22 protein-coding genes are annotated in these 23,488 nt (G+C 31.2%); 4 read left to right on the top strand and 18 right to left on the bottom strand.

From position 1 onward, the window contains the following. Positions 1–148: 148 nt before the first annotated feature. The 15 genes from KQI88_RS02060 to KQI88_RS01990 all read right to left on the bottom strand — a co-directional run bounded on the left by KQI88_RS02060 (position 149) and on the right by KQI88_RS01990 (position 14,930). A complete protein-coding gene (locus KQI88_RS02060; RefSeq protein WP_212379767.1) occupies positions 149–310 on the bottom strand; it encodes a rubredoxin in 162 nt (53 codons plus the stop codon). Between the two features lie 268 nt (positions 311–578). Further along, entirely contained in the window at positions 579–1,259 is a 681-nt protein-coding gene (locus KQI88_RS02055; protein ID WP_216414698.1) for a YczE/YyaS/YitT family protein, read from the bottom strand. A 353-nt stretch (positions 1,260–1,612) separates the two neighbouring features. Beyond that, positions 1,613–2,494 carry an NAD(P)H-dependent oxidoreductase gene (locus KQI88_RS02050; protein WP_216414697.1) on the bottom strand — a complete coding sequence of 294 codons (882 nt, stop codon included), beginning with the start codon at positions 2,492–2,494 and terminating at the stop codon, positions 1,613–1,615. A 136-nt stretch (positions 2,495–2,630) separates the two neighbouring features. Further along, complete coding sequence (locus KQI88_RS02045) at positions 2,631–3,536, bottom strand: LysR family transcriptional regulator (protein WP_216414696.1); 906 nt, start codon at positions 3,534–3,536, stop codon at positions 2,631–2,633. A 311-nt stretch (positions 3,537–3,847) separates the two neighbouring features. Beyond that, a complete protein-coding gene (locus KQI88_RS02040; RefSeq protein WP_216414695.1) occupies positions 3,848–5,854 on the bottom strand; it encodes a TRAP transporter permease in 2,007 nt (668 codons plus the stop codon). Beyond that, complete coding sequence (locus tag KQI88_RS02035) at positions 5,851–6,378, bottom strand: DUF1850 domain-containing protein (protein WP_216414694.1); 528 nt, start codon at positions 6,376–6,378, stop codon at positions 5,851–5,853. The genes KQI88_RS02040 and KQI88_RS02035 overlap by 4 nt, the downstream gene beginning before the upstream one ends. Positions 6,379–6,394: 16 nt before the next feature. Further along, positions 6,395–7,387, bottom strand: coding sequence for a TAXI family TRAP transporter solute-binding subunit (locus tag KQI88_RS02030; RefSeq protein ID WP_216414693.1), 993 nt, complete (start codon positions 7,385–7,387; stop codon positions 6,395–6,397). Positions 7,388–7,702: 315 nt separating this feature from the next. Continuing rightward, positions 7,703–7,864 carry a hypothetical protein gene (locus tag KQI88_RS02025; protein ID WP_216414692.1) on the bottom strand — a complete coding sequence of 54 codons (162 nt, stop codon included), beginning with the start codon at positions 7,862–7,864 and terminating at the stop codon, positions 7,703–7,705. Positions 7,865–8,036: 172 nt separating this feature from the next. Then, entirely contained in the window at positions 8,037–9,479 is a 1,443-nt protein-coding gene (locus KQI88_RS02020; protein ID WP_216414691.1) for a potassium/proton antiporter, read from the bottom strand. A gap of 320 nt (positions 9,480–9,799) precedes the next feature. Continuing rightward, positions 9,800–10,345 carry a cyclase family protein gene (locus KQI88_RS02015; protein ID WP_216414690.1) on the bottom strand — a complete coding sequence of 182 codons (546 nt, stop codon included), beginning with the start codon at positions 10,343–10,345 and terminating at the stop codon, positions 9,800–9,802. A gap of 1 nt (position 10,346) precedes the next feature. Next, positions 10,347–10,808, bottom strand: coding sequence for a MarR family transcriptional regulator (locus KQI88_RS02010; protein ID WP_330656012.1), 462 nt, complete (start codon positions 10,806–10,808; stop codon positions 10,347–10,349). Positions 10,809–11,209: 401 nt separating this feature from the next. Beyond that, positions 11,210–11,725: a thiol peroxidase gene (gene tpx / locus KQI88_RS02005; protein ID WP_216414688.1), complete on the bottom strand. Its 516-nt coding sequence runs from the start codon at positions 11,723–11,725 to the stop codon at positions 11,210–11,212. Between the two features lie 429 nt (positions 11,726–12,154). Next, positions 12,155–12,832 carry a uracil-DNA glycosylase gene (locus KQI88_RS02000; protein ID WP_216414687.1) on the bottom strand — a complete coding sequence of 226 codons (678 nt, stop codon included), beginning with the start codon at positions 12,830–12,832 and terminating at the stop codon, positions 12,155–12,157. Between the two features lie 59 nt (positions 12,833–12,891). Further along, entirely contained in the window at positions 12,892–13,626 is a 735-nt protein-coding gene (locus KQI88_RS01995) for a TIGR03915 family putative DNA repair protein (RefSeq protein ID WP_216414686.1), read from the bottom strand. Continuing rightward, positions 13,626–14,930 (bottom strand): putative DNA modification/repair radical SAM protein, encoded by a 1,305-nt coding sequence (locus tag KQI88_RS01990; RefSeq protein WP_216414685.1) that lies wholly within the window; start codon positions 14,928–14,930, stop codon positions 13,626–13,628. Before KQI88_RS01990 ends, KQI88_RS01995 begins: the two co-directional genes overlap by 1 nt. A 312-nt stretch (positions 14,931–15,242) precedes the next feature. Between KQI88_RS01990 and KQI88_RS01985 the strand changes: the two genes are divergently transcribed. The 4 genes from KQI88_RS01985 (at position 15,243) to KQI88_RS01970 (ending at position 20,145) form a co-directional block, all read left to right on the top strand. Beyond that, complete coding sequence (locus KQI88_RS01985; RefSeq protein ID WP_216414684.1) at positions 15,243–17,555, top strand: anaerobic ribonucleoside triphosphate reductase; 2,313 nt, start codon at positions 15,243–15,245, stop codon at positions 17,553–17,555. A gap of 28 nt (positions 17,556–17,583) precedes the next feature. Beyond that, complete coding sequence (nrdG, locus tag KQI88_RS01980) at positions 17,584–18,102, top strand: anaerobic ribonucleoside-triphosphate reductase activating protein (protein WP_216414683.1); 519 nt, start codon at positions 17,584–17,586, stop codon at positions 18,100–18,102. Positions 18,103–18,457: 355 nt separating this feature from the next. After that, positions 18,458–19,048, top strand: a complete 591-nt coding sequence (locus KQI88_RS01975) for a TetR/AcrR family transcriptional regulator (protein WP_216414682.1) — start codon at positions 18,458–18,460, stop codon at positions 19,046–19,048. After that, positions 19,048–20,145, top strand: coding sequence for an alpha/beta fold hydrolase (locus KQI88_RS01970; RefSeq protein ID WP_216414681.1), 1,098 nt, complete (start codon positions 19,048–19,050; stop codon positions 20,143–20,145). Before KQI88_RS01975 ends, KQI88_RS01970 begins: the two co-directional genes overlap by 1 nt. Positions 20,146–20,297: 152 nt before the next feature. On the opposite strand, the gene KQI88_RS01965 is transcribed toward KQI88_RS01970, so the two are convergent. Genes KQI88_RS01965 through KQI88_RS01955 form a run of 3 tightly spaced genes read right to left on the bottom strand, consistent with a single transcriptional unit; the run spans position 20,298 to position 23,275 of the window. Beyond that, a complete protein-coding gene (locus KQI88_RS01965; RefSeq protein ID WP_216414680.1) occupies positions 20,298–21,305 on the bottom strand; it encodes an electron transfer flavoprotein subunit alpha/FixB family protein in 1,008 nt (335 codons plus the stop codon). A 29-nt stretch (positions 21,306–21,334) separates the two neighbouring features. Then, positions 21,335–22,120: an electron transfer flavoprotein subunit beta/FixA family protein gene (locus KQI88_RS01960; protein ID WP_212379808.1), complete on the bottom strand. Its 786-nt coding sequence runs from the start codon at positions 22,118–22,120 to the stop codon at positions 21,335–21,337. A gap of 15 nt (positions 22,121–22,135) precedes the next feature. Next, positions 22,136–23,275, bottom strand: a complete 1,140-nt coding sequence (locus KQI88_RS01955; RefSeq protein WP_216414679.1) for an acyl-CoA dehydrogenase — start codon at positions 23,273–23,275, stop codon at positions 22,136–22,138. Positions 23,276–23,488: the final 213 nt, after the last annotated feature.

The raw sequence follows: 23,488 nt of genomic DNA, 5'->3' as shown, positions 1-23,488 counted from the left end.
TACCATGTTTGTCGAAGAATAAGTGAAAAGATAGAAAAATGTAATATTTTCTTAACAAATACAAAATTATTATATTTAGTCCTAATGGTGTAAAAATCAAAATACCTATAATCAATATTACATACGCCCTATAATTATTTTACTAAATCTATTTCACTTCTTTAAAAGCCATTTTAGGCTGATTACATGTAGGACATTTCCAAGCCTCAGGTAAGTCCTCAAATTTTGTATTAGCCTTTATATCATGGGTCCAATCTCCTCTTTCAGGCTTGTAGGTATATCCACATACAGTACACTTATAATGATTCATTCACTCACCTCACTCAAAATATGTAAGTAAATATTAGTTATATCTGATATAACTATATATTTACTATATGTATTATAACTGTAAAAAAATTCATCTGATGCTATCGCACCGACTCATGGCGCACTCAATTTAAAAGCTTATGCTTTTAAATTTCAAGTGTTTAAAATATTTTCAACCTTCTACTTATTTAAAGATCTCTTAATCATTAAGAGAATATACTTTCTTAGACAATAAAAAAACAATATTATATTGACGAATTTGGGATAAATTAACTTTTAACCTGAATCTTGCTTTTATTTATTATCACATAATCCGAAAGTTTCCTCTGGCATGTTGTTTTGGGATCAAAATTTTTCCAACTAAAAATCTTATCTAGTACATATCCTCCACTTAATGTGGCTATAACAGTTCCTAATCCAACTGTCCCTCCAAGTAAAAATCCAACTAATAGCACAACTGATTCTAGACCAGTTCTCACATATTTAACACTTAGACCTGTTATTTGTACGAGTCCAACCATAAGTCCATCCCTAGGGCCTGCACCTAATCCAAATCTTAAGTAGCGATACAGTCCATAGTTTAATACGATAAGTGCATAAAATAGTACTAATATCTTTAAAAAATAGTTTTCTGGCGATAGCACAATATTAAACTTAGAAATTAAATCTACAAAAAATCCAACAAATGTCATATTAAGTATAGTTCCAATTCCAGGATAAATTTTAATAGTTATAGAAAAAAGAATAATAATAAATCCCATAATCTGAGTGACTTTTCCAAACTCTAAACCTGTTTTACTAACAATACCCAAAACAAGTGTATCCCATGGAGCCATTCCAAAATTTAATACTTTAATTTGAGCTATTCCATAGGCACAAATTAAAAAACCTAAAAGCAAACCAGGTATTTTTTTTACGTCTTCAATAAGCATTTCTTTGTTTATAGTCATATAGCACCTCTTTAATGTTGTGTGATATGCAAAGGTTTATATTATGTATTTATATAAACTATTGTACTCTTTTGAATTAATAACCTTTTAATATTAATAATAATTATATATATATTCTAATTATAATTCTACATATATCCTAACTTTTCTTTACAATTATTTTAAATTTAATAAAGAACATCTACAATTATTTTCCGTGCAATAGATTAACTCTGGAAATTCATCCTACTGTAAATGTTTACTTTTGTTAAAGATTTAGTACACTTGCCTTTGTATAGTCAACTTTTATTAGTATGTGTCTATAATAAGAGTAAATTTAAAAATGCTGCGTATTTTCTACGCAGCATAACAATTTATTTAAAATATACTCTATTTAATTCATTTATTAAATCTTGTCTTAATTTTGTTAATTCATCTTTATAGTTTTCAGAATTATTCTTTGGAGTTCTATCATTTACAAATCTTCCTTTATTTTCAAGTCCCCAGAATCCTGCTGTATCATCATCTAATACTTTAAATGCATTCATATATTCATCCCACGCTTTATCGTCGATTCCTACACCGTCTCCAATGTATCCTCTTCCTCCACCTAAGAATCCGGCATTCATAATTGTATAAATAGATTTATTCTTTAATAAACCTTCTAAACCAGCATCTGTATCTCTGTAGGCAAATTGCTTAGCAAATACTCTCTCCATATAACCTTTAACTATTGCAGTTGGAGTATCATGCCAGTTTGGATAAACGAATATAATATAGTCCGATTTACTTACAAATTCTTGTTCCTTTTTAATTTCAGCTGATGCCTCACCAGTTCCATCCTTAGCATAATAAAATTCTTCTGGTGATACTACTGGGTTAAATTTCATATCATATAAGTCTCTTAGTTCTACTTCTACCCCATTATCTTCAAAATACTTCATAGCTGTATTTGCTAAATCATAATTCACACTATATTTTCTTGGATCGGCAACAACAAAAAGCGCTTTCTTTTTATCTCCTTCAATAAATCCCTTAGGTTTATAGCTCTCAACCAATTCATCTGGAACTACAGAAGCCGATGTTTTACCATCTACAGAAGCTGCTGTTTTGCCATCTGTATTTTCAGATGTTTGATTTATTTGTGTTGCTCCTGGTTTTTTAGCAGTATCTTTAGCAGCATCTACTTTAGAGCAAGCAACCAACCCTGGAACTATAGTTGCTATCATAACCATAGCTAATAGTTTTCTTTTCATTTGTGTTCCTCCTATTAATGTAATTTATATCAATGGTAAACCAGTTTCAAAAGTATATATTTATATGCTAGAAATAAGATTTTGAAATTGACTACCTATTAATAACAGAAATATATTTTATTTAAATTAAAACCTACTACCTATATGCTTCTATTAATTTGTTAATAAAAAAAGTCAATTCTTCTTTTAAAATTTCATTCTTTCTTTTAACCATTGCACAAGTTATTGTTAGTTTTTTATCACAATAAGGTATTCTTGCCAAATCGCTAGGTAATTCTTTATTACATTTCCAATCAACTTCCATAGCAAAAGAAGGTAATTTGTGTAATGCATCGTTATAAGTTTTATTTCCATTAGCTAATATGGTTTTTTTATTATTTGGAATATCCAAATATTCTAGTTCATAATCAAATCCAAACATACCTTCAAATAAGTAAGACTTTTTTACATGAAAGAGCCCTTTTAAATTTTCTTTACTCAAGGTTTTTCTTCTACTTAAAGGAGAATTTTTACTAATATGAACTTTCATTTGTCCTGTAAAAAGATTCTTCAATTCTAAACCTTCAGCTGCTAAAAATTGAGTTAACTTCTTAAGTTGAAAATCACTATATATAATTATGGCTATATCACAATCTCGATAATTTACTTTCTCTATAGCCTTTTCAACACCACATTCATATATCTCAAATTCATAATTATTTTTGTTATATCTTCTACAAACTTCAAAGAATTGAGAATTTATAATTTCAGAGCCAAAGGATGCAATCTTAATTTTATTTTCATTTGAATTTGTTAATAGTTTTTTTTCAACAATTTTATATTGTTCAACCATTGCCTTTGCATAGTGATACACCTCGACACCATAGGAAGTTAAGGTTACACCTCTATTAGTTCTATTAAATATGGTTTTTCCTATTTCTTTCTCTAAGTTTGCAATCTGACTACTTAAGTTCGGTTGAGAAACAAATAAATTATTAGCAGCTTTTGATATACTTCCAGTTTCTACAATTTCAACTATAAATCTTAGTTGGTTAAAATCCATATTTATCCTCTTCCTTACGAATTATTGATTTTAACATATTATTCACTATTTTTTTGAATTTCACATATTTTCTAATTCACATTAACATTGTATACTATTTAACAAAGTTTTCAATAGCTTAGTTATGCGTATTTTTAATGGCTACTACCCATATTTTTATATAGCTACAAGCAAAAACTCAGGTTAGTTTAAATTTTAGCTTGCCTGAGCGTGTATTGCACTGTTTCCTTTTGGCACAAGTGCCCTTATGTTTTCTATTTTAAATATATAAAAAGCACCTACTACAGGTAGATGCTTTCTATATTTTTATTCTAATAATTAATACTAGATGTGTCGGATTTGTTAATTTTAAGCCTAGATTTTTGCATAAAATATATAAAAGCTAATACAACTATACCAAAGGCATCACTTAGTAGCCCTGGCTTTAATAGTGAAAGGGCAGCTGCAAATAATAATACCCTTTCATATACTTTACATGTATCTGTTAAATATCCCTCAACCGCACTAGCTAAGCATACTATACCAATAATAGCTGACAATATCACTGGTATTGCACTAATAAATGGCATAAATGTTACAGTTCCATCAACTACCTCTTTTACAAGAATTAACGAAGAATCATAGGCAAATATATATGGTACTATAAAGGCGGCCAGTGCTATTTTAACGGCCTGAAACCCTGTTTTCATAGCATTGGCCCCTGCTATACCAGCGCCAGCATATGATGCAAGAGCAACTGGTGGGGTAATATCTGCGACCACTCCAAAGTATAGAATAAATAAATGGGCAGACATTAAGTTAACATCTAGTTTTATTAATGCTGGTACAGCCATTGTTGCAAGCACAATATACTTAGCTGTTGTTGGCAGTCCCATTCCAAGTATTATAGATGCTATCATTGTGAAGAATAATGTTAATAATAGTTTTCCTTGAGCTAAAGTAACAATAAGTTCCGCTATTCTTAATCCAAGACCAGTTAACGTTACTATACCAACAATTATACCTGCACATGCACATGCACATGCTACTCCTACAGATCCCTTTGCCCCTTGCTCAAGAGCTCCTAAAAATTCATTAACTCCAAAAGATTTATCACCTTTAATAAGAGTTGCTGCAATAGCTATAATAATACTAATACCTATTGCATAAAAAGCAGATAATAAAGGTGTGTATCCCATTACTAGGAAAGCTACGATAATAAATAGTGGAATTAACAAATATCCTTGGGATAACATTAGTTTGGATATCTTAGGCAATTTATCTTTTGGAAGACCTTTTAATCCTAATTTAGAAGCTTCTAAATGAACCATAGTACCAACAGCAAAGTAGTACAACATTGCAGGTATAGCTGCCGCGACAACAATTTTAATGTATGGTATACCTGTAAACTCTGCCATAATAAAAGCAGCAGCTCCCATTACCGGAGGCATTATTTGTCCCCCTGTCGATGCTGCCGCCTCTACAGCACCAGCAAAGTAAGCCTTATACCCAGTTTTTTTCATTAAAGGTATAGTAAAAGCACCTGTAGTTACTGTATTTGCAACAGAACTACCTGATATAGATCCCATAAATCCACTGGCAACAACCGCCGTCATGGCAGGACCACTTTTTAAATGTCCAGTTAGTGAATAGGCTAAATCAATAAAAAACTTACCTACTCCTGTTTTATCTAGAAAAGCACCAAATAAAATAAACATAAATACAAATGTGGCTGATACCCCAATTGGTATACCTAATATACCTTCCAAAGTTAAATACATATGGCTTATAATTCTTTCCCAGGAAAAACCTCTATGACCTAAAACACCAGGTAAATATGGTCCAAATCGTGCATATAGAATAAAAAGAATAGCTACAATCGGCAATTCTGGCCCTACAGCCCTTCTGGTGATTTCTAAGGTTAATAGGATAGCTAATCCTCCAAACAAAATATCAACACTACTCATGTTTACACCTTTTAGAGCTATTTCCTTTACAAATATAAACAAATAACCAAAAATAATTACGTTCAAAATAATAAATACATAATCAAGTATTGAAGCCTTTGTTTTATTTCCTTTTTTAGTAGCTGGAAATAATAAAAATCCCAAAGTAAAAGCAAAGATAATATGAAGTGCCCTTTGCTTTACGGAAAGCAAGGTTCCAAATCCTGCTGTATATAGTTGGAATACAGACATGGCAATAGCTATATAAGTAGTTATTTTCCCAAGTAAGCCTGTAAGCTTTCTAGACTTACTTGCATCCACGTCGTATTCTTCTAATAACTTATCGACATCCATAGCCACATCACTTTCTGTAATTAAGTGTTTATCACTCATTGTTTTACCTCCTTCGCAAGATATGATAATAATGAAAATTTTTCGACTGTAAATTTTACACCTTCCCTTGGTGCTGAAAAATTTAAAAATGGGTAGGCTTTATTTCCTATATTAATCTTATGGTTAGCTCTTTCTGCACCTGTTCTATATACGAGATCCTGCATAAGCTGATTAATATCATATATTCTGAAGCCCCTTGTTGTAATTTCAAACTTATAAGGCGTAGTTGATGGAAGACCTGCTCCGTAAGAATAAAAATAAGACTCTTTTAAAATAATATTATAGCTTTCATCGATAAAATATACCTCTATAACAGGAGTTAATTGAACGGAATGGGTGTATTCTATATAAAACTCTGCTCCCTTTTTTATAGGCCAACTCATTAAATATTCTCCAGTCCTATAGTCAGATGCTAACAAAACCCTAAATGGTATTAAAAATATCCCTAATAATATAAATAGTAATATAATAACTAGTGGTATTTTATAATAGATTAAGGTATTGGAGACATCTCCAATACCCATCCCCCTAGGTTTTCTACTACTTAACACCTTTTTCATCATAGTATCTTTGTGATCCCGGATGAACTTCGATCGGCATTCCTTTTAAAGCTGTGTCTAATTGAATATCATTTCCCCTTGTATGGGTATCAATAATTACTTGTCTTTTCTCAAATAAAGATTTTGTAAGATTGTAAGCTAAATCCTCATCTAAATCTTCCGGTACAACAAGCATTGCCATAACAGCTGCAGTAGTTATATCAGCTTCTTGTCCTTTATAAGTTCCTTTTGGAATTACAACTTCTGTATAGAATGGATAATCTTTCGCCAATTGCGCAATTTTTTCTGAAGCTATAGGTACAACAACGATATCCGAAGTTTGAGCTACTTCAGTAACTGCTGAAGTAGGAACACCAGCGGTAAGAAAAGCTGCATCAATTTGCTTATTTTTTAGCTGATCTGCCGCCTCGTTAAAAGATAGGAAGTCAGCTTTTCCTAAGTCATCATATGTCATCCCATGAGCGGCTAGAACCTGTCTTACGTTAGCCTCTACACCAGATCCTGGAGCACCAATAGCAACTTTTTTACCCTTTAAATCTTCTACAGATTTAATTCCAGAGCTACTTGTAGCTACAATTTGAACTAATTCAGGATAAAGCATTGCCATACCTCTAATATTTTCCATTTTTTCCTTACCTTCAAAACTTTCTGTTCCTGAAAATGCATAATATGTTATATCATTTTGCACAAAAGCTATCTCAGTTTCTCCCTTTGATACTAGTCCTATATTTTCAATAGAAGCTCCTGTTGATTGGGCATTAGCAGTAACCCCATCTACATTCTCGTTAAAAATTTTAGCCATAGCACCACCTAAAGGGTAATAAGTACCCGCTGGTCCACCAGTAGCTATAGAAATATAAGTCTTCTTCCCACCTGATTCCGATCCACCTGTTGATTGTTTCGGACTACATCCTGCTATTAAAGACATAACTAAAGCTGATACTAATAAGATCGATGATACCTTTTTTAACATTACTGATCCCTCCCACATTTTATTCTATAAGCCATTGCATTGCTGGCTTGTTCGAAAAATTCTAAAAATAGATTTTTTTCATTATATAATATTCTTATTTTAGAATTTTCCTTATAAAGATATTTTACATTACTTTTTCGATTTGCACCACCTATATTTTTAATTTTTTGTAACAGATTATATTTTACATAAAAAAAGGCATCCACTCATTAGTGAATACCCTATAATTTAAACTGGTTTCTTAAAAAATCAAATTATATATATAAATTAATAATTATACTCTAATAATATATTATGCGATCCATTAAACAAACACTATTCCATCTTAATGCTAGTAAGTTTATCTATTACCTTATCTAGGTCTTTGCTACCTTTTATTAATTTTTCCTTATTATAGTCATCACAATTAGAGCTTAAATCCTTAATTTCATCTACTAAACGTTGTTTCTCTCTTAGTATTTCCTTTATTCCTTCCATCCCTGTTCCCCCATTTATATTTATAAGGTCAAATTTTGCATAGCATAAATCACTAATTAACAAATCAAGGACTATACTCAATAATTATTGCAAAACTTGCTCAAACAAGTAAATTATATCATTAAGTTTACTCTATAATCAACTATAAAGTCAGAAAATTTTAAAATTAATTTTAAAAACTAAAAGACCCCTTTATCTTTTCATCCATAGACATAAGCTGCTCTTTATTACCGCCAGCTAACATCATAATGTCTCCAGCTTTAATTTCGGTTGCACCTCTAGGAGTAATTATTTTTCCATTACGTCTGACCATTACTATTAAAATATCCATAGGAATATCTAGATCCATTATGGTTTTGTTTGCAATTTTACTATCTTCAGGAATTTTAACCTCTAATAGTTCGGCATGTATTTCTCCAGAATAGTCAGTAAATGTTTTTAATACAGTTTCCTCTGATCCAATTAAATTTAGTTTTTTAGCTATAGGAATAAAAAGCGTCCCCTGCACTAAAACCGATACTACTGCAACAAAAAATACAATATTAAATATATAATCAGCAACAGCTAAGCCAGCAGTTAAAGGGTATGTGGCAAATACAATAGCTGCCGCTCCACGGAAGCCTACCCAAGATACAAGTAATTGATCCTTAATAGGTCTTTTAAAAAGACTTAGTATAAGAAAAACTGCGATAGGTCGTGCAACAAATATAATAAATACAGCCGTTGCAATACCAGGTAAAATTACATTAAGTAATCTCGATGGGAAAACTAATAACCCAAGGGTAAAAAAGAGTAGTATTTGCATAAGCCAAGATAGTCCATCAAAGTATCTAACTAAACTAACCTTATGCACTAACCTGCTGTTACCCATAATAATTCCCGTAATATAAACAGCTAAAAATCCATTCCCAGCAAATAGCTCTGCTAAAGCAAAGGATAAAAGCGCAACACCTATAACAATAATAGAATACAGCCCATCTATATCTAGCTTTATATTGTTAATAAGCCACACTGCGAGTTTACCTACAATAGCACCAACTATTAATCCTAGGGCTATTTGTGTAGCTAAAAGCAAAAATACATTTTCACCTTTACCTAAAATTAATCCTAAAAATATAGTAGTTAACATATAGGCCATTGGATCATTAGATCCACTTTCCATTTCGAGCATTGGAGCAAGTCCATTCTTTAAATCTAATTTCTTTGATCTTAAAATTGAGAAAACAGATGCAGCATCTGTAGATGATATGATGGAACCTAATAGCATTCCTTCGAGAAAAGTTAATCCAAGTACAAAATAGCTAAATATACCTATTAGAAGTGCTGTTAATGCAACACCAAAAGTAGCAAGTACGGCTGATGAAAAAGCTACTGGCTTCGCCGTTTTCCAGTTAGTACCAAATCCTCCTGAAAACATAATAAATACTAGTCCTAAGTTACTTATACTTGTAGCTAGCTGGGCGTTGTCAAAATAAACACCACCTATACCTTCTGACCCCATAATCATTCCCATTGCAAGAAACATAGCAAGAGTGGGTATGCCATATCTATATAGTACTTTACTTGAAATGGCACAGGTTAGTAAAATTATTCCTGAAATTAATAAAATGTTCACAAAATACCCCCTATATTAAATATTTTAGTATGTAAATTAGTGCACACTTCTTTATTATACTATAATTTTGAAAAAAATAAATTATTATATCAAAGTAGGCCCTAATTTACATTGTAAACTTGTATCTGTATTTATGTTTTATTATAGAAAAAAAGATTTGTAACCTAATATAATATTAAGTAATAAAGAACTATAATTTTATATCTATAACCAAAATAATACTGAAATTCCAATAAAATTTTTTTTGCTATTAACATTACTGCTGTTGGAATTAAATATTTTGAATGAATCTTATTATAATCCAATAAAATTTACTATTTCTATATAGTTTCAATCTCAACCTTTATTGCTGTAGCATCTTTTAATTGCAACCATTTTAGATTTACTTTAAAATCAGAAGGAACTTTATCTAAGTTACATATATTTTCTACAACATAACATTTTCTATTCTCAACATACTTATCTATTGCTACATGATTTTTACCATGCTGTATTCCACTTAAATCTATTCCTATTAGTTTCGTATTTAAATCTAGTAATTTATCTATAATTTCATTTGTTAAATAAGGACTTGTTTTAGAGTTAAAATATTCTTCGCTTCCATATCCATATTGTTCTAAATATCCTGTTCTAAATATTACAAATGAGTTTTCTTCTATTTTAATATTTTCTAATATAGTAACATCTATAATATCTAATTTTCTGACATCTATTACTTTAACATTTATTTCTGATGGCAACTCTATATTTGATAGATTGTAACAATCTATATGAGTCCCTATATGTTGTCTTTGATGTGCTGGTTGTGAATCTCCCCATTTTAATATTTCCTGTGGAATGCTAAATTCCTTTAAATGCAAATTCATACTATATCTCTCCTTGTGATTTTATCATTTCATCCAAATAGTTATTAAATTTTTTCAAGAAATTAGCTACAACTTCTTGATCTTTTTTGTCTATATTTTTAAAAAACCTATTATTTCTTTCTTCCCATTGCTTATGTTTTATTTGATGATGTTTATATAACATTTCACCTAATTTTGTTAACTTAAAATATTTTTCCTTATCATTATCAGGCTTCTTATACTTATCAATAAGATTACTATTCAAAAGTTTTTTGCTAATCTTACTTATAGCACCTCTCGTCATATTCATACTTTGAGATATTTTAGTAACGTTAGCATCCTTTACTCTTCCTATGAAATCTAAACAATGTATTTCTGAAACTCCATACTTTTCATATTCACCCTTAAATGCTAGCTTTCCTAAAGTTTCTTCCTTTTCATATATTTCTTTAAAACTCCTCATGATAATATTAATATTATCCACTTCATAATACCTCCTTATTGTTTCCACTGAAACAATAATATCATTTCTTTGTTTCCTCGTCAACATTTTTAATGGAGATTAATTTCTTATTATAATTATACTGTTAACATAATTTATTTTATTTAACGAAAAAAGCTATAAGAATAATTCTTCTTATAGCTTCTTAATCAGTTATTTTAAATCTATATCATTACTTAAATATTTCCTGTACCCATTTTCACTTTTTATTATATATATTATTAATACTTACTTACTAATCTAACATCTTAGGTACTAGTCAATAGTAATTATATATAAAACACTTGATTCTAAGATTGTAGTAAATCAAAAAAGTTGCCTATATTATTTTTTCGCCTTCATATATCCTGTAAAATATTCTGCATTATATATAATCTTCTACATTATATTAATTTTTTAGCTTCTTCTATCGCTTTATCGTAATCTGGATGCTCTCCTACTTCTTTTACATACTCTACATACTTAACAACATTGTTTTTATCTAGAATTACAATTCCTCTGCTAAGTAATCTCAATTCTTCTATAACAAATCCATAATTCATTCCAAAAGATAGGTCTTTGTGGTCAGATAAAGTAATTACTTTATCTATCCCCTTAGCTCCACAAAATCTTTTCTGTGCAAATGGTAGATCTACACTGATAGTAAGTATACGAACATCTCCTAGTTCTGATGCTTCTTGATTAAAGTGTGTAGTTTGAAATTCACATACACCTGTATCTAAAGAAGGAACAACACTAATAATCTTTATGTTATCTCCTGCATCTTTTAGAGAAAATGGTTTCAAATCATTTGTAAGTACTGTAAAATCCGGTGCCTTATCTCCTACTTTTACTTCTTTTCCTATAATTGTAACAGGATTTCCTCCCATTGTTACAAAATCTTTCCTTTTATCTGCCATAACATAATCTCCCTTCATATGTATGTTAATTAAAGTTTTTATCATATATCTAGATATTATAACCCTTAATAGCTAAACCTTAATTTATATCATTTAATTTAAAAATACCCTTCCAGGCCTATATTAATCATATATTTTTTATTTTTCTAATAAGTAAATATATAGCTAGTATTTAGTCTCTTTACACCTTAGTAATAAAAACTTCTATGGGGCCTTTTAAATAAAATACGCCTTTGTTATACTAATTAAATAATTGCTATTTAAAAATCAATTAGGCATATATATTATTTCACCTAATTACCTAAAAAATACTTCTACTAAATAATACACAAACATTAATTGAGATATTTTGTAAACAAAACAAATTTAAACTACTAGCTTTCTTTGCTATAGTTTTATGTATTGTAAAAATATATACCAAACTATACTCTATATATTTTCTATTTGCCAATCTATAGAGCCTTTTCCTATAGATTTTAAGAAGTCATTTGTTTTTGAAAAAGGCCTAGAACCAAAAAATCCTCTACTAGCTGATAAAGGACTAGGATGTGTAGATTTAACTATATGGTGATTAGAGTTAGTTATTAGTTTCTCTTTACTAATCGCGTTATTTCCCCACAATATAAATACTATAGGATCTTTTCTTATATTTAATAAATTTATTATATTATCTGTGAATATTTCCCATCCAATTCCTTTATGAGAATTAGCTTCTCCACCTCTTACTGTTAATGCCGTATTTAACAAAAGAACACCTTGGTCAGCCCACTTTTTAAGATAACCGTTGTTTGGAATATAGCATCCCAAGTCTTCCTTTAGCTCTTTATATATGTTTACTAAAGATGGTGGTGCTGGAACTCCAGGCTTTACTGAAAAACTAAGACCATGAGCTTGATTTGGTCCATGATAAGGATCTTGTCCTAATATAACTACCTTTACATCTTTATAGGAAGTATAATGAAGAGCATTAAAAATATTGTACATATCTGGATATATAATTCTTGTTTTATACTCTTGAATTAAAAACATCCTTAATTTTTTATAGTATTCTTTCTCAAACTCTTCTTTTAACAAATCTTCCCAGTCATTTTTAAATGTTGCTGCCATTTATATCACCCCTTAATATTATAGTATTAATAAATTAAGACTAAAATCCAATACAATAACTATTTTTCTATAAGGTACTTCCAATATTTCATAGGCATATTCCTTTTTTGTAGTTTTGGATTTACTTTGTTTTTAATAGATATATTATTAAAGTATTCCTTCCAAAGCCTTTGATAGGTTTCTTCATCCTTATGTAATTCAATTGTTCGATTCATTTCTAACTCTATTATTATCCATTCCTGTTTATTATAAATGGCCGCAATATTTCTATTTACGTCATGTATAATCCAGTTTTCATTAGATATTCTACTAGAAAAGTGCTGACCAATCAATCCAATTATATTGTATTCAGGCTCTATAGGTGCGTACAATATATTATTTTTGAGTTCTCTAAAACGAACTAATCCTAACATGAAATGTCTTTCTTTAGACACACTTTGACATATGTTCTGTACTAATAATACATTATTATTAGTAAGATTTAAATCTATATCTATCCCAATTTTCCAGCCAAGCTTTAAATAATGATATATAATAGTTCCTATATCTTCCCTTTCAGATAAGTATACATAAAATATATTTTTCAAAGCTTGGTTAGAAATTTTTGTTTGTATTGCATTATATACTTTATCTGCTTTTTCTCTGTCGGTTTTAATATATATCTTATTAATTAAAAAACTTTCTTGAAAATCATCTTCAGAAACTATTTTTTCTGGAGTTTCCCTTCTATAGTAAGCATCATATATAGCTGTTAAAATACCATCAAAACTTCCATCATATATGTAGTAAATCATTAAAATGCTCCCGTCACTATTGTTTTATTATTGTTGATAATAAGATTAGGATACAGAGAAAAAATAGACAACTGTTCAATTCCATTTGTACTTTCCTTCCCTTTTGTTTCTGAGACTAAATGTTTTCTTATATTTTGACCATCCATGCTTTTTAATCCATAATATTTACCTTTACAGGTAATAAAATATTTAGCTCTCTTTAATACAACTCCTAGCTTTCTTAGATGATCAAAATCTAAGGAAGCAAATTTCCTTGCAGAAACTATTCTCATAGCTGATTTTACTCCTATCCCAGGAATTCTGAGTAACATATTATAATCTGCTTTATTTATTTCTACTGGAAATAAATTAATATTTGTTAAAGCCCAGTCGCACTTTGGATCTATTTCTAAATCAAAATTTGGTTTACTTTCATCTAGAAGCTCATCTGCATTATATCCATAAAACCTTAACAGCCAATCAGCTTGATATAGTCTATTTTCTCTCAAAAAAGGTGGTGATGAAATAACTGGCAAATTAGGATTGTTTGTCACAGGAACATAAGCAGAGTAATAGACTCTTTTTAGTTTATATCCTTTATATAATCCTTCTGAAAGTTTTAGTATTTTTAAATCATTATCTCTAGTAGCACCAACAATAAGTTGAGTAGTCTGTCCTGCTGGAACAAACTTTTCAGCATGTTTAAACGTCTTTATTTCTTCAATAGATTGAAGCATCCTGCTATTTATAAAGTTCATAGGTCTTAATATACTTTCTTTATTTTTTTGAGGTGCTAATGACCTTAATCCTTCACTAGAAGGTAATTCGATATTTACACTCATTCTATCTGCATACATCCCTGCTTTTTCAATTATTTCTTTATCCGCACCTGGAATGGCTTTTAAATGAATATACCCATTAAAATTTTGTTCTTCTCGAAGTTTCTTAACAGTCTTACCTAAAAGTTCCATAGTATAATTAGGATTCCTATAGACTGCTGAGCTTAAAAAAAGACCTTCAATATAGTTCCTTTTATAAAAGTTTATAGTTAAATCTACTACTTCTTCAGGAGTAAACATTGCTCTAGGTAGATCATTTGTGCATCTATTTATACAGTAGACACAATTATATATACAATCATTAGTAAATAGTATCTTTAGAAGAGAAATACATCTACCATCATCAGACCAACTATGGCATATGCCATTTACACTGGCATTCCCTAAGCCTTCTTTTTTACTTTTTCTACTACTTCCACTTGAAGAACAAGAAACATCATATTTTGCAGCATCTGACAATATCTTTAATTTTTCGAATACATCCATAAAACCACCCCAGACATTTTTGTTACTAACATTTTACTATATTTTACAAAACTTTGCAAACGTATGTTCTGTAGTTTGAAAATAAGATTTTGATAAATGCTGTATTTATTTATAAAATAAAATCTATTGATACCATATATGGTGTGTGATAAAATATAAATTACAATATGTTGGAAAAAAGTTATTAAAATAATTTTTATACTTATTCCTCGAATGTTGTGTTAGTAATAAGTATTAAAGGTATTGATTATTATATTCCTCTCCCCTTGATTCACTTTAAGGGGTTTTATTATTATTTTATGGAGGTCAACTATGATTACAAAGGTAAGAAAAAGAGATGGAAGAGAAGTATTGTTTAACATGGAGAAAATTACTAATGCTATTTATAAAGCTAGCATGTCTGTTGGAACTAATTCTTATGATGAAACAGTAACTTTAGCAGAACAGGTTGTAAAAAATCTATTGGATAGATTTAGTAATAGTACTCCAAATGTTGAAGAGATACAAGATGTTGTAGAGCAGGTATTAATAGAAAATAATATGCCTCAGATAGCAAAAAATTATATACTATATCGTTCTGAACGTACAAAATTACGTGAGATGAATACTAGACTTATGAAAGTAATGGAAGATATAACTTTTAAAGAATCAAAAGATAGCGATTTAAAAAGAGAAAATGCTAATATTGATGGTGACACAGCGATGGGAACCATGCTTAAATATGGTACAGAAAGCGCTAAGCAGTTCTATGAAATGTTTATATTAAATCCGGAACATTCTAAACTACATAATAATGGAGATATTCATATCCATGATTTAGACTTTTTAACACTGACAACTACATGTTGTCAAATAGATATAAATAGATTATTTAATAAAGGTTTTTGTACTGGACATGGAAATCTAAGAGTGCCTAATGATATTATCAGTTATGCTGCTCTTGCATGTATAGCTATACAATCTAATCAAAATGATCAACATGGAGGTCAGAGTATTCCTAATTTCGACTATGGTATGGCTCCTGGTGTTACTAAAACCTATATTAAGCTATACAAACAAAACCTTACAAAAGCCTTAGAACTACTTATAAATACAAATAATATGGAGCAAATAATCGATAATATTGTACATACAATAAAACTAGAACATAGTATTTCTCCTTGTTTAGCAGATAATAATGGCTACCAACACCAGGAATATTTATTACTTAAAAATCATATTGAAGATGATGCTATTATCAAAAAAGCACAAAATTTTGCTACAGAAAATGCAATAAAAGAAACAGAAAAAAGAACATATCAAGCAATGGAAGCACTTATACATAACCTAAATACTATGCATAGCAGAGCAGGGGCTCAAATTCCATTTAGCTCTATTAACTATGGCTTAGATGACTCTCCTGAAGGAAGACTAGTTATAAAAAATCTTCTTCTAGCAACTGAAGCAGGCTTAGGAAATGGTGAAACCGCAATATTTCCAATACAGATTTTTAAAGTTAAAGAAGGTATTAATTATAATTTAGAAGATACAAATTACGATCTTTTCCAGTTAGCTTGTAGAGTAAGTGCAAAAAGATTGTTTCCTAATTTTTCTTTTATTGATGCACCATTCAATCTACAATATTATAAAAAAGGTCATCCAGAAACAGAAGTAGCTTATATGGGATGTAGAACAAGAGTTATTGGAAATACTTTTGATCCATTGCAAGAAATTACTTTTGGAAGAGGAAATTTAAGTTTTACAACTATTAACTTACCAAGGCTAGCCTTAAATAGCAAAGGCAATCTGGATATTTTCTTTAAAGAATTAGATAATAGAATCGATAAAGTTATAGAACAACTATTAGAAAGATTTGAAATTCAGGCAAGAAAGAAAGTAAAAAACTTTCCATTCCTTATGGGAGAAGGAGTATGGATAGGTGCCGACAAATTAAATAAGGAAGATGAAATAAGAGAAGTTTTAAAACATGGAACATTAACAACTGGATTTATTGGGTTAGCCGAATGCTTAGTAGCGTTAACTGATAAACACCATGGAGAGTCAGAAACTTCTCAAAAGCTCGGACTGAAAATAATTACACATATGCGAAACAGAATGGATCAAGCAAGCCTAGAGCACAAGCTTAACTTTACTTTGATTGCTACTCCAGCTGAAGGAACAGCAGGTAGATTTGTAAAAATAGATAAAGAAGTATTTGGAGAAATAAAAGGAGTAACAGATAGAAAGTATTACACTAATAGTTTTCATGTTCCTGTTTACTACAAATTAAACGCTTACGATAAAATAAGAATTGAGGCTCCATACCATGAGTTGACAAATGCTGGGCATATAACATATGTAGAGCTAGATGGAGATCCATCTAACAATTTAGAAGCATTTGAAAAAATAGTTAGAGCAATGAAAGAGCTAGGCATTGGTTATGGTTCAATAAATCATCCAATAGACAGAGATACCATTTGTGGTTATACAGGTATAATTGGAGACACATGCCCTAAATGTGGAAGAGAAGAAGGATCTATAAAATTTGAAAGGATACGACGTATTACTGGATATCTAGTAGGAACATTAGATAGATTTAATGACGCTAAAAAAGAAGAAGAAAAAGACAGAGTCAAACATATATAATCTATTCTAATAACTGAAGGTGATGATAATGTATAATTTTTTAAGAATCTCTGGAATTATTAATGAATCAATAGTAGATGGACCTGGTATTAGATTAGTAGTTTTTGCACAAGGTTGCAAGCATAATTGTTTAGAATGTCATAATCCTGAAACCCATTCTTTGGAAGGTGGATACCTTATTTCAATAGATGAGATAGTTGAAAGAGTTAGAAAAAACCCTCTATTACAGGGAGTTACCTTTAGTGGTGGTGACCCTTTTGAGCAGGCACATATATTTGGGATACTTGCAAAATTAGTAAAGGAAATGGGATTAGATGTTGTTACTTATACTGGATATCTATATGAGAAAATATTAGATGAAATAGAACACAAAAAAGATTGGGATATGTTACTTAAACATTCAGATATTATAGTAGATGGAAAGTATGACAAAACTAAAAAGAAATCAGATTTAAAATTTATAGGATCTGCTAACCAAAGAATTATAGATGTAAAAAAAACTTTTGAGACCAATAAAATAGTTGAAGTAAAATTCCGTGCTATATGATATTTTGTTTCATAAAATTTTTAAAAAATTAGATTAAATAAAAAAATCCAACTCACGGCGGGGCTAGGTAAAACAGTATATGTTTGGATGAAGCGGTGTAGCTATATAGCTACGCCGTTTCTTCTTTTTGTTCATGCGAATTGGACGTTTACGGTTTTTTTGTTCCGTCAAAAACCTTCCTACACATGTATCTCATATCGTGCATTGTTCGTTTGCATCCATCTCTAACCCACCATAACAAGGTTTATTAGCCATAAAGGTCATAAAATCCGTTGACATGTCGATGTAATTGATTTAAAATATAAATGACCAAAAATAATAAAAATAGTCAATAAAAACATAAAAGGAGAACTCTATGCCTAAAATAGTAAGCGAAAATGAAAAACAGAGAATCAAAGAGTTAATGTTTGAGAAAGGTGTAGACTTAATCAAACAAAAGGGTATAAAAAAGGTCACTGTCGAGGACATTACGAAAGCAGCAGGTATCGGTAAAGGCTCATTCTATTTGTACTATGATTCCAAAGAAGAACTGCTTTATGATATTCTAAAACGTTGTGAAACCAATATGTTTAACCGTATTGAGGCGTTGAAAGGCGAGAATATTGACAAGAGGGAAAAAGCAATAAAAGCGGCGAAAGAAATATATCTGGCACCCGATAGTATCATTTTGTATGTTTCGCCAACTGATTTCGAAAACCTTTTACATAGACTGCCGAGTGAAATATATGAAAAGGAAAAGGAAAAGTCAAAAGACTACTTCAAACGGACATCTGAAATTTTTGAAATAGATGAAACAGTTTGCGATGTCAATGTACTATCACAGCTTATGGATGCCCTTAGCTTCGTCGCTTCCAACAGTAATAATTTTTATTCTGAAGGTAGGCAGAAGGCTTTAGATATTCTTGTGACTGCTATAGCGGAATATATCGCAGGAGAAGACAGCTAATGAAAGTTGTCTTTATCATCACGGGCGCTTTTATTTTCCTATTTGTTTTTGGGCTGATCTGCTTGCTGGTCACAAAAAGAAAGAGAAAGAAAAAATCCAGGGTATCTATAAAACAGCCTTCAGGTGTAGACTTTGGGGAGTATGTAACAATTGGAAATATCCAGCAATATTTGTATCATCGCGGTGAGAATATCCACAATCCAGTAATGTTGTTTTTACATGGTGGCCCAGGCTCTCCCATGCTGCCATTTGCGCAAGACTTTCAATTACCGTGGGAAAAATACGTTACAGTAGTGCATTGGGAGCAAAGGAACAGTGGCAAAACTTTTTATCAAAATATTTCAAAAGAAGTTACACCAACCACGACAATAAAACAACTCATATCAGACACACATGAAATTGTTTTATATTTAAAAGAGAAATATGGAAAAGAAAAAATTTGGATTATGGGTCATTCGTGGGGAAGTGTTTTAGGCAGTTTATTTGTTCACCAATATCCCCAATTGGTATCGGGTTATATCGGAGTTGGGCAAGTTGTCAATATGCTTGAAAATGAACGGATAGGGTTTGAGAAAGCACTGGAAAATGCCATATCTGCCGAATGTAAAAAAGATATTCAAGCATTGCAATCACTGGAGCCATACCCTACCAAAGTGTTCAATCAGGATATGAAAAACAAACTATCCACGCTCCGAAAAATTCAAGGGAAATATGGCCTTGCAGCTAGTCCGACTGCCAAGCTCATTATTTCTGCTGCAACATCACCGCTTTACAGCCTGAAAGATTTACGGTATCTGATTTTTGCAGATATAGATGGTATCTCGCATGGACAGTCACTTATTTTCCAAGAGCTTTTTGGAACACTCAACCTGAATACAGTAACGACATATCAGGTGCCGGTATTTTATATACACGGCACTGAGGATTGGCAGACACCTTATCCCATTGTGGCAGAATATTACCACACAATTACTGCACCCCAAAAGGGGTTTTACTCCATATCTGGTGCAGGTCACGCGACAATGCTAGATAAGCCCATTGAATTTTACAATGCTCTTCTGTCAATTTTGGGAAGAAATGACGACGAGGTACATTGAATGGTAATAAATGAAAAGCTCAACGCATGATTTAACTTGCGTTGAGCTTTTCATTTGAAAATCCATGTTGGCAACTGCCAATTCACTTAATTTTAGGTTTATACTGTTCTATCCAGTGCCAATATAAGCTGGATTTTTTATTGTTATCCTTATTATTCAAATTTAAGTTTTTTTATTTCCTCAGTAAGAAGTGGTATTACTTTCGAAACATCTCCCACTATTCCAATATCTGCAACTTCAAATATTGCAGCATCAGGATTTTTATTTATCGCTATTATAAGCTCGGATTCTTCCATACCAGCAACGTGTTGTATAGCTCCAGATATACCACAAGCAAAGTATAGATCTGGTCTTACAGTTCTTCCAGTCTGGCCTACTTGTCTTTCTTTGTCAAGCCATCCATTGTCTATTACTGCACGAGATCCAGATACTTCTCCTTTAAGTTCTTCAGCCAGTTCATATAAATGAACCATATTTTCTTTTGAACCTATACCTCTACCAGCGGATATAAGTAATTTAGCATCTTCTATATTAACCTTCTTTTTGTCTTCTTTTACAATCTCAAGAATTTCTATATTTACATCAGTAGGAAGTAATCCAGCATCAAAGTCTATAATCTCTCCTGTTCTACTCGTATCCTTATGAGGTTTTAGCATAACTCCAGGTCTTACTGTAGATATCTGTGGTCTATGATCAGGACATATTATCGTCGCCATTATATTTCCACCAAAAGCTGGTCTTGTCATAAGTAGCTGCTTTGTTTCCTCATCTATATCTAATGAAGTACAATCAGCTGTAAGTCCTGTATGGACTCTTGCAGAAACTCTAGGAGATAAATCTCTACCTATAGAAGTAGCACCTACTAATACAACCTCTGGTTTTTCATCATTAATAACTGCTGTAAGAGCCTTTGTATATGGTTCTGTAATAAAATTTTCAAGAATTTTATCGTCAACAACTATTACTCTTTCAGCTCCATAATATATTAACTCCTGTGCCAGATTTTTAACATCGTAACCGATAATTACTGCACTTAACTTTTCCCCAAGCTTATCTGCAATTTCTTTTCCTTTTCCTAATAGCTCAATAGAAACCTTTTGAATTTCTTTATTTCTTTGCTCAATATATACTAAAACACCTTTGTAATCTGCTAAACTCATTAATCTCCCTCCAATCATCTAAATTATAATTAGGAAATAATATATTTTTCTTTTAATTTATCCACTATTATTTGAGCCGCTTCTTTAGCTTCTACATCAAATACCTTCCCTGCTGTCTTAACTCCCTTAGTAAAGGATTTTTTTACTTTAGTAGGAGAACCTTTAAGTCCAAGATTACTATGATCTACTTCTATATCATTAACTGTCCACACTTCCACCTTATCTTCTTTATAAGCGTCATATATACCTGAAATCCTCATGTATCTTGCCTCATTCATTTCCTTAAGTGTAGTTATAAGACATGGTGTATTAACCTTTATTTTGTGATATCCATCTTCAAAAGCTCTTTTTACTATTATCCCTTTGTCTACAAGTTCCATATCTAAGGCATATGTAACAGATGGAATATTTAAATGTTCTGCTATTTGAGGTCCAACCTGAGCGGTATCTCCATCTATTGCTTGTCTGCCAGCTATAATTAAATCATATTCCATATTTCTAATAGCACCTGCTAAGGCTGATGAAGTAGCCCATGTATCAGCTCCTGCAAAAGCTTTATCAGTAAGGAGTATAGCTCTGTCTGCTCCCATAGCAATAGCTTCTCTAAGTGCTAAATCTGCTTGAGGAGGTCCCATCGTAATAACAGTAACTTCTGCTCCATGCTCATCCTTTAATCTTAAAGCTGCTTCAAGACCACTTTTATCATCTGGATTTATTATGGATGGAACCCCTTCACGAATAAGGGTTCCAGTTTTTTGATCTAATTTAACTTCCGTTGTATCTGGAACTTGTTTTATACAAACAACTATTTTCATAATCTAGACCTCCTCCTATTTTAATAAACTTGCTGATATTACCATTCTTTGTACTTCAGAAGTACCTTCATATATTTCTGTTATTTTTGCATCTCTCATCATTCTCTCAACTGGATATTCTCTTGTATATCCGTATCCACCATGAAGCTGAACTGCTTTGGTAGTAACTTCCACAGCTGTCTCTGCTGCAACTAATTTAGCCATAGCTGCTTCATAGGAATATGGCAGCCCCTTATCCTTATTGTAAGCAGCCTTATATACTAAAAGTCTTGAAGCTTCAATCTTTGATGCCATATCTGCCAATTGAAATTGTGTATTTTGGAAGGCTGATATAGGCTTTCCAAATTGCATTCTTTCTTTAACATAACTTATAGTTTCATCTAAGGCTCCTTGGGCTATTCCTAGAGCTTGGGCCGCTATACCAATTCTTCCTCCATCAAGGGTTTTCATAGCAACTTTAAATCCCATACCCTCTTTCCCTATCAGATTTTCCTTAGGTACTCTACAATTTTCAAATATAAGCTCGCAAGTAGAAGATCCTTTAATTCCCAACTTTTTCTCTTTAGGCCCTACTGTAAATCCTTTTGTATCTGCATCTACTATAAAAGCTGATATTCCTCTAGTTCCTGCCGATTTATCTGTCATAGCCATAATTATATAGGTTTGAGCATATCCTGCATTAGTTATAAATATTTTTGATCCATTAAGAATATAACTGTCGCCATCTAGTACAGCTGTAGTTTGCTGTGCTGAAGCATCAGTTCCGGCATTAGGCTCCGTAAGAGCAAAAGCTCCTAGTTTTTCTCCATTTGCTAGAGGAATTAGGTGCTTTTGTTTTTGCTCTTCTGTTCCAAACTCGTATATAGGATGAGCACCTAATGAAACATGGGCAGATAATATAACTCCTGTTGTAGCACAAACTCTTGAAAGTTCTTCAACAGCTATAGCATATCCAATATTGTCTCCACCTTCTCCACCATATTTTTTAGGGAATGGTATACCCATAAATCCTGATTTAACCATTTTTTTAATAGTTTCTACAGGAAACCTCTCTTCTTCATCTATTTCTGCTGCTAAAGGTTTTACTTCATTTTCAGCGAATTCTCTATACATTTGCTTGAGTAAAGTATGCTCTTTCGAGAAACCAAATTCCATAATATATCCTCCTTTATCAGTTAAATTTTTAACAAATTATAGTAAAAATTTTATACGTTTTACTTTTACAACCTTATATATAAGCAAAATCTATGCCATTTTTTTAACAAATCACTAAAAGCTTTAGCCCTACATTATTCAATGTGATAAAAAATATATACTTTCTTAAATACAAAAAATGTACAATATCTGTACAGATGGGTACAGATATTG

Origin of the sequence: Alkaliphilus flagellatus (genome assembly GCF_018919215.1) — a bacterium.
Taxonomy (GTDB): Bacteria; Bacillota; Clostridia; order Peptostreptococcales; family Natronincolaceae; genus Alkaliphilus_B; species Alkaliphilus_B flagellatus.
This window is presented reverse-complemented; position numbering and strand designations above follow the sequence as displayed.

Coding starts and splice junctions, on each gene's coding strand:
- KQI88_RS02030 (WP_216414693.1), bottom strand. CDS start 7,387: ATGTTAAAAAAGGTATCATCGATCTTATTAGTATCAGCTTTAGTTATG.
- KQI88_RS01995 (WP_216414686.1), bottom strand. CDS start 13,626: ATGATTTACTACATATATGATGGAAGTTTTGATGGTATTTTAACAGCT.
- KQI88_RS01990 (WP_216414685.1), bottom strand. CDS start 14,930: ATGGATGTATTCGAAAAATTAAAGATATTGTCAGATGCTGCAAAATAT.
- KQI88_RS02025 (WP_216414692.1), bottom strand. CDS start 7,864: ATGGAAGGAATAAAGGAAATACTAAGAGAGAAACAACGTTTAGTAGAT.
- KQI88_RS02015 (WP_216414690.1), bottom strand. CDS start 10,345: ATGAATTTGCATTTAAAGGAATTTAGCATTCCACAGGAAATATTAAAA.
- KQI88_RS02055 (WP_216414698.1), bottom strand. CDS start 1,259: ATGACTATAAACAAAGAAATGCTTATTGAAGACGTAAAAAAAATACCT.
- tpx (WP_216414688.1), bottom strand. CDS start 11,725: ATGGCAGATAAAAGGAAAGATTTTGTAACAATGGGAGGAAATCCTGTT.
- KQI88_RS02050 (WP_216414697.1), bottom strand. CDS start 2,494: ATGAAAAGAAAACTATTAGCTATGGTTATGATAGCAACTATAGTTCCA.
- KQI88_RS01965 (WP_216414680.1), bottom strand. CDS start 21,305: ATGAGTTTAGCAGATTACAAAGGTGTTTTAGTATATATTGAGCAAAGA.
- KQI88_RS02040 (WP_216414695.1), bottom strand. CDS start 5,854: ATGAGTGATAAACACTTAATTACAGAAAGTGATGTGGCTATGGATGTC.
- KQI88_RS02000 (WP_216414687.1), bottom strand. CDS start 12,832: ATGGCAGCAACATTTAAAAATGACTGGGAAGATTTGTTAAAAGAAGAG.
- nrdG (WP_216414683.1), top strand. CDS start 17,584: ATGTATAATTTTTTAAGAATCTCTGGAATTATTAATGAATCAATAGTA.
- KQI88_RS02060 (WP_212379767.1), bottom strand. CDS start 310: ATGAATCATTATAAGTGTACTGTATGTGGATATACCTACAAGCCTGAA.
- KQI88_RS02035 (WP_216414694.1), bottom strand. CDS start 6,378: ATGGGTATTGGAGATGTCTCCAATACCTTAATCTATTATAAAATACCA.
- KQI88_RS01970 (WP_216414681.1), top strand. CDS start 19,048: ATGAAAGTTGTCTTTATCATCACGGGCGCTTTTATTTTCCTATTTGTT.
- KQI88_RS01985 (WP_216414684.1), top strand. CDS start 15,243: ATGATTACAAAGGTAAGAAAAAGAGATGGAAGAGAAGTATTGTTTAAC.
- KQI88_RS01975 (WP_216414682.1), top strand. CDS start 18,458: ATGCCTAAAATAGTAAGCGAAAATGAAAAACAGAGAATCAAAGAGTTA.
- KQI88_RS01960 (WP_212379808.1), bottom strand. CDS start 22,120: ATGAAAATAGTTGTTTGTATAAAACAAGTTCCAGATACAACGGAAGTT.
- KQI88_RS01955 (WP_216414679.1), bottom strand. CDS start 23,275: ATGGAATTTGGTTTCTCGAAAGAGCATACTTTACTCAAGCAAATGTAT.
- KQI88_RS02045 (WP_216414696.1), bottom strand. CDS start 3,536: ATGGATTTTAACCAACTAAGATTTATAGTTGAAATTGTAGAAACTGGA.